5 protein-coding genes are annotated in these 6,302 nt (G+C 38.3%); all 5 read left to right on the top strand.

Annotated elements, in window-relative coordinates; translation table 11 throughout:
- Positions 1-20 precede the first annotated feature (20 nt).
- Complete coding sequence (locus GXZ72_01975) at positions 21-218, top strand: hypothetical protein (protein HHT18317.1); 198 nt, start codon at positions 21-23, stop codon at positions 216-218.
- 9 nt (positions 219-227) lie between these two features.
- Complete coding sequence (locus GXZ72_01970; GenBank protein ID HHT18316.1) at positions 228-1,475, top strand: polysaccharide pyruvyl transferase family protein; 1,248 nt, start codon at positions 228-230, stop codon at positions 1,473-1,475.
- Between the two features lie 122 nt (positions 1,476-1,597).
- Positions 1,598-4,402, top strand: coding sequence for an AMP-binding protein (locus GXZ72_01965; GenBank protein ID HHT18315.1), 2,805 nt, complete (start codon positions 1,598-1,600; stop codon positions 4,400-4,402).
- A complete protein-coding gene (locus GXZ72_01960) occupies positions 4,392-5,003 on the top strand; it encodes an L-2-amino-thiazoline-4-carboxylic acid hydrolase (protein HHT18314.1) in 612 nt (203 codons plus the stop codon). The genes GXZ72_01965 and GXZ72_01960 overlap by 11 nt, the downstream gene beginning before the upstream one ends.
- On the top strand, positions 5,000-6,283 hold the full coding sequence (locus GXZ72_01955; protein HHT18313.1) for a GMC family oxidoreductase: 1,284 nt from the start codon (positions 5,000-5,002) through the stop codon (positions 6,281-6,283). Before GXZ72_01960 ends, GXZ72_01955 begins: the two co-directional genes overlap by 4 nt.
- Positions 6,284-6,302: the final 19 nt, after the last annotated feature.

Genomic DNA, 6,302 nt, shown 5'->3' with positions numbered 1-6,302 from the left:
GTGTTGGTTTAAAAGATTACATGGGTTTTCGTATAGTCCAAACTATATCCCAGAATGCGAATGAGTATCTGCCTGCAGATTACAATTTCTACTCAGGTAAGGAATACTATTATCCCGTCCAGATAGGTTTTTTAACCAAAGCTTTGACTGGAATCCTTTTGAAGGTAATCTTCTTTATGATGAGAGATTTGGGACCAGGAGAAGAAAAAAATCCATAGGAATTAAAGATGAGTGAAACTAACAACCAACATCTTAAAGTTCTGCTGGTGGGATACAATGGTGCCAACAACACTGGATCTGAAGCCAGATTACTTTCTATAATTGAGGATATTCAGAGCATACTGGGCCCACAAGTAGAAATCACAGTTCCCACCCTCAACCAAGAAAATCTGCACCGTTATCTAAAAGAAGATAAACAGTTGCACATCGCACCTATTCCCGCAGTCTTCTTCATTTCCATTAACCGCCTCGTAAAAAAACATGACCTGGTACTGCTGGTTGAAGGAAGCTGTTACATGGACACTTGGACTTCTGCACTTCTCTGGGCATTCCTTTGGGCTACCCATAGTGCATATAAACAAAAAAAACCCTGCATTGCTTATGCTGTAGATGCAGGGAAATTATCTCGCTTCAATAATTGGCTTGTTAGAAAGGAAGCCAGTAAAACTGATCTAATAATTACTCGAACTAAACACGCTGCTAGAAGACTTAAAAATATTGGAGTAACCAGTCCAATCACATCTACTGCAGATTGTGCTTTCAACTTCCAAATAGAACCTGATGACCAAAATTTGATGGAAAAAATATGGCCGGAAGTTGAAAATAATGGAATTGTAGGCTTAGCTATGGTTGATTTTTCTCTCTGGCCAGTGGTAATCCGTCCATGGGGAAGGAAAGAAAACCTTTACAAATGGCCGTATTATTTCTCACGCTCAAATAATCGGATGAAAATTCGTGAAAAGCTGATTAAAGGTTGGAGTAAGATAGCAGACCAGATAATAGGAGAATATGGAAAAAATGTTGCCCTTATATGTATGGAAGAACTGGATCAACCCCTAGCTGAAGAAATTCATCGAAATATGAAAAATAAGGATCATTGCAGAGTTTTTTCCTCCAGAAAATACAATGCTTCGCAGATGACTTCTATACTTTGCAAACTGGATTTATTGCTTACCTCCCGTTACCATTCTGCAGTTTTATCCCTTAGTGCCGGTGTTCCCCAGATAGCAGTGGGTCATGATCCCAGACTCACTTCACTGTACCATGACCTCAACCTATACCAAGACTACTTTATAAGCCACGATGCCCCCAACATATGGGAAGATATTCAAGAAAAGGTACGTTTACTTTTAGGAAATAATAATTTGCAGAAAGATGTTTTGAAGAAAGGGTTCCAAGAACAGTTAAGTCTATCTCAAAAGAACCGGATCATACTTGGCAAGTTTCTACAAACAAAAGGCATGCTGATGTTATAGAACTTAATAATCGAAGATGGAATATTATTATTAGAAAAAATGAAGATAAAATTATGAAAATAACAATCATAGGCCATATTTTACTTTTAGAATCATTTATTCAAGGAAAATTTGGTGATTGAATGAAACGAGTATTACTCACAGGAGCAAATGGATTTTTAGGTACACAAATAGCTCGTCAATTAATCTCCAATCCTGAAATTAAGATAATCACTATTATCCGTGCAAAAAATAAATCCAACGCTCTAGAGCGTTTGAAGCGAGCATGGTATGACTGGCCCGAACTTATAGAATCACTGCAAGATAAAGTAGAAGTACTGCCCGGAGATATTACTAAAAAAAATCTTGGATTGAATGAAGATGATTTCAAAAAAGTAGTTTCAAACTTAAGTCACATCATCCACACTGCAGCTGATCTTCGTCTACACACCCCCTTAGAAGAACTTCGCAAGACCAACTTACAAGGAACACGTAACTTGATAAAAATTGCACATCAAGCTACGAAAAATAGCCATTTTGAAGGATTTTCCCATATATCAACCGCTTATGTTGCTGGAAAACGAGATGGAATAATAAGAGAAGACGAACTAAGTGGAAAAGATGGTTTTTGGAGTAACTACGAAGAGAGCAAATATGAGGCTGAGCAAACTGTTCGAGAATCAGGTTTGCCTTTTGTTATTTTCAGGCCGGGAATGATAGTCGGAGATTCTAAAACAGGTGAAATAAAAACGTTTAATACAATTTATGCCTTATTAAGACTTTATCTAACTGGAAAACTCCGTTTAATACCCACAAGCCCCTTCTTAATTATGAATATGGTTCCTGTGGATTATGTTGCTAGTGCAGTGTCTAATTTAACCTTCAATCCACAAGTTAGTGGGAAAACTTTTCATCTAACTACTCCCCACTCTAATCTTCCCAACATCCGAGAGTTATTGGAAGAAGTGCGTAAATGGGCCATAACTGAGCTCGATGTCAAACTTCCCCACCCAATTTTTATCCCTATCTCATTAATAGTTAGAAAATTATCATCATTTGCACGTAAAGATAATACTAGAGGTATTTTTAATATTCTAATTACTCTGGCACCATATTTGGATGAGAATCGTGTTTTTAATCAAGATAATATTAGAGAATATTGGCAACCATGCCCGCTGGATTGGAAGGAATACTTGCCAAATTTACTAAATTTTGCTGTTTATCATGGGTTTTTTCACCGTTCAGAACGCACAGTACACGAACAAGTTTTATATCGTCTGAAAAGCCGAAGCTATCCCGTGAAATATTATGATGTGATTGATGGTAAACCCCGGAATAAACCCGTTGACAGACTTGAAAACGACATTATTGCTGCTTTAAACTCTCTTAAAGTAATGAAATTGGAAAAAGGAGATCGTGTGGCCATTGTAGGTTTTAACAGCACTCGTTACCTAACAGTGGAAGTGGCAGTAGGACTTTTAGGAGCAGTTAGTGTTCCCCTTTATTACACCAGTCCTCCTGTTGAAATAGAAAATATTCTAAAGGCATGTCAAGCTAAAGTATTGTTTATTGGATCTTCTCACTTGATGAAACGTTTAAATGAGCTTGATCTTGAACTAGAGATGATTTCATTCTGCAGAGAAGATCAAAAGATTCCAGAAACAGTTCTTCCTTGGCAAAAATTCCTGGAAAATGGGAAAAACTCTAAAATTAACCCGGAAAATATCCAAGCTCCAGTTGAATTCAATGAATTGGCCACCATCCGTTACACTTCTGGCACCACTGGCAAACCCAAGGGAGTTAGCTTTAACCATCATCATCTAGTCTGGATGGCTGAAAGTATGGCATCATTACCCCCATGGAAGGACCGGAATAGTGATGTTAGATATTTATCATTTTTACCTATGAATCATGTGGTTGAAGGAATTTTAGGTACATTTTCCCCATATTATGCGCCGGCATCCATAAAAATCTACTTTTTAGAAAATTTTCATGATCTGGCAATATCTCTGCCTAAAGTCAAACCCACTATTTTCTTCTCAGTACCCCGTTTCTATGAAAAATTATGGAAAATATTGAAAAGTTCGTTTTGGGGTGGTCATTGTCTCCACATGAAAGAGGGAATATTAAAAACAATACTAAAACCATTAATAAAGCGTTCATTCCTTAGAAAAGCCGGGCTTAACCATTGTGCACAACTTATTGTAGGCTCTGCCACCTCAAGCTCCCAAATGATCAATGATTACCATGATTTTGGGATAGAGATCCATAACGCATATGGATTGACTGAAGCACCTCTGGTAACCCTTAATCGTAAAGGGAAAAACAAGATAGGTACTGTTGGTGAACCTCTCCCTGAAACCAAGATAAGGACAGATGAAGATGGAGAAATATTGGTAAAAGGACCCCAAGTAACTCTAGGTTACTTCAAAACAGATTCCAACCCACCCATGGAGGATGGGTGGCTGAAAACTGGTGATCTTGGATATTTAACATCTGAAGGGAGCTTGGTAATTACTGGTAGGAAAAAAGAACTAATAATCAATTCATATGGTAAAAGTATTGATCCCCTCCGTATAGAGGCTTTGCTGCGTGATACTCCTGGTGTTAATGAAGTGATGCTGGTGGGCGAAGGTAAACCTTACTTAAGTAGTCTTTTATGGGCAGATAGTGATTACAACCCTGAAAAAATATCTAAGAGCATCAATGAATTTAACAATCATCTTTCACACCCTGAACAAGTTAAAAAATGGGTTATTCTTTCTGATGATCTTTCCATTAATGGAGGGGAGTTAACTGCTAATATGAAACTTAAAAGAAAGATCATAACCAAACGTTATCAGAATGTGATTGATTCAATTTACATTAAAAATCCCAATAACTACCTTAAAAAGCCAGAAAACCTTATTTTACATTTTGGCCATGAGGAGGTAGATGATGGGATTTAAATTACGGTTTTTATCTTGGTGGACGCCAAAAAAGTTTCAAAAGAAAGGGTTAGATGAATTGGCTAAATACACCATTTCCGGCTTGGATAAGTTATTAGATGATTCAGAAAATTCTGATGCAAAATGTGACAAAGCATCAGCCATAGTTTTAACCGGGAATATTGAGGATAGAAGAAGAGATATGGCCATCATACATAATGAAAAGACGGAAGAGTTGATCAAAGCTTTAGGTCATGAACATGCAATGGAACTAGGGTACAAAACCATGTTTAATGAAGGTTTGTTATTGGGAAAGAAATTCAGGAAACTTTTGGGAGTGGGAAATAGCTTAGAAGATCTGATCACTGCTGCCAAGATACTGTATAAAGTGTTGGGAATAGAGTTCCGTGTAAAAGAATATGAAAATGGCATGTTCCTGGTGGTTAATCACTGTAGTTTATCTAAATATTACACCAGTGATACTTGTAAGGTTCTAAGTGGTGCTGATGAAGGTGTAGTGCAGGGATTAAACCCACATATTAAAATGAATTTCACTGAACGTATGACAGATGGGGCTTCCTGTTGTATGGCATCAATCCAATTTGAGGATGATGCTAAATGAAAGCCATAGTTGTGGGTAGTGGTGCTGGAGGGGCTACTGCAGCGCGTGAACTTCAATCTAGTGGTTTTGAAGTATTAATATTGGAAGCTGGATCCCCTTTCAAACCATTCACCCGACACTTATCCTGGGCTGAACCTCTTCGCCGTTTCGGACTTCTTGGAGGTGGAAAAACTTTTAAACATTTTTTCCCACCAATGAACATGCAACAATCATCCCCGGAACTAATACTGGTAAGGGGACTTACAACTGGTGGTTCCACAGTGTTATCTTGTGGGAATCTGGTGAGAGCAGATCGAGGTTTAAAAGAGATAGGATTGGATTTAACTAGAGAATATGATGAATTATTAGATGAAATTGACCCAAAACCCATTCCTATGGACGTTTGGAGGCCTGTGACACGAAAAATGTATCGATCAGCCGAAAATATGGGTTTGAACCCCCAACCAACACCTAAAGCTGTTAAAATTAGTCGTTGCCAATTTTGTGGCCTATGTGAGTTGGGTTGTGATCGTGGGGCGCGTTGGGATTCTACTAAATTCCTTAAAGAAGCAGTCCAGAAAGGTGCAGTTCTTAAATGCAGATCTCCAGTTATCAAAGTAATTTTAGAGGATAGAAAAGCAACTGGAGTTATAGTACAATCAGGTGGTAGGAAAACAAGATATATGGCTGATGTGATTATTCTCTCGGCTGGAGCTATTGGAACTGCCCAGATACTTAAAAACTCTGGACTAAAAGCAGAGGATAATTTATGGGCAGATATTGTTTTAACTTTAGGTGGAGTTTTACCTGGTGCGCGGCAGATTGAAGAACCACCCATGGCATGGTATACCTCACATAAAGATTATATTCTCTCCCCATATCCTGATATTTTATCTCATTTTTTCCATAAGCCCTGGAGGAATGTTAAAATAGAAGACAGGGTTGGTTTAATGGTAAAATTAGCTGATACAGAAAAAGGTAAGGTTTGTGCTGATGGTAAAATTAGAAAGTCACTCACTGAACACGACCATGATCGGCTGCATATTGCAATAAAACAGGCCAAGGAAGTTATGGAAGGCGCTGGTGTTTCTGGTCCTTTTGTTAGGGGAGTTCATAATGGGGGGCATCTTGGTGGCACAGTGCCCCTTGGAAAAAAAGATGTGCCTGAGATGAAACCATCTTGTTTGCCTGAGGGGTTGTGGGTTGCTGATTTGTCTCTGGCCCCCAAATCTCAGGGTTTGCCAACAATTCTTTTAACAGCAGCCCTTGCATTAAGGGTTAGTCGTCAAATAGGATATTAAAGAAAAGCGGGTAGAGTTT

The organism is Methanobacterium sp., from assembly GCA_012838205.1.
GTDB lineage: Archaea > Methanobacteriota > Methanobacteria > Methanobacteriales > Methanobacteriaceae > Methanobacterium.
This window is presented reverse-complemented; position numbering and strand designations above follow the sequence as displayed.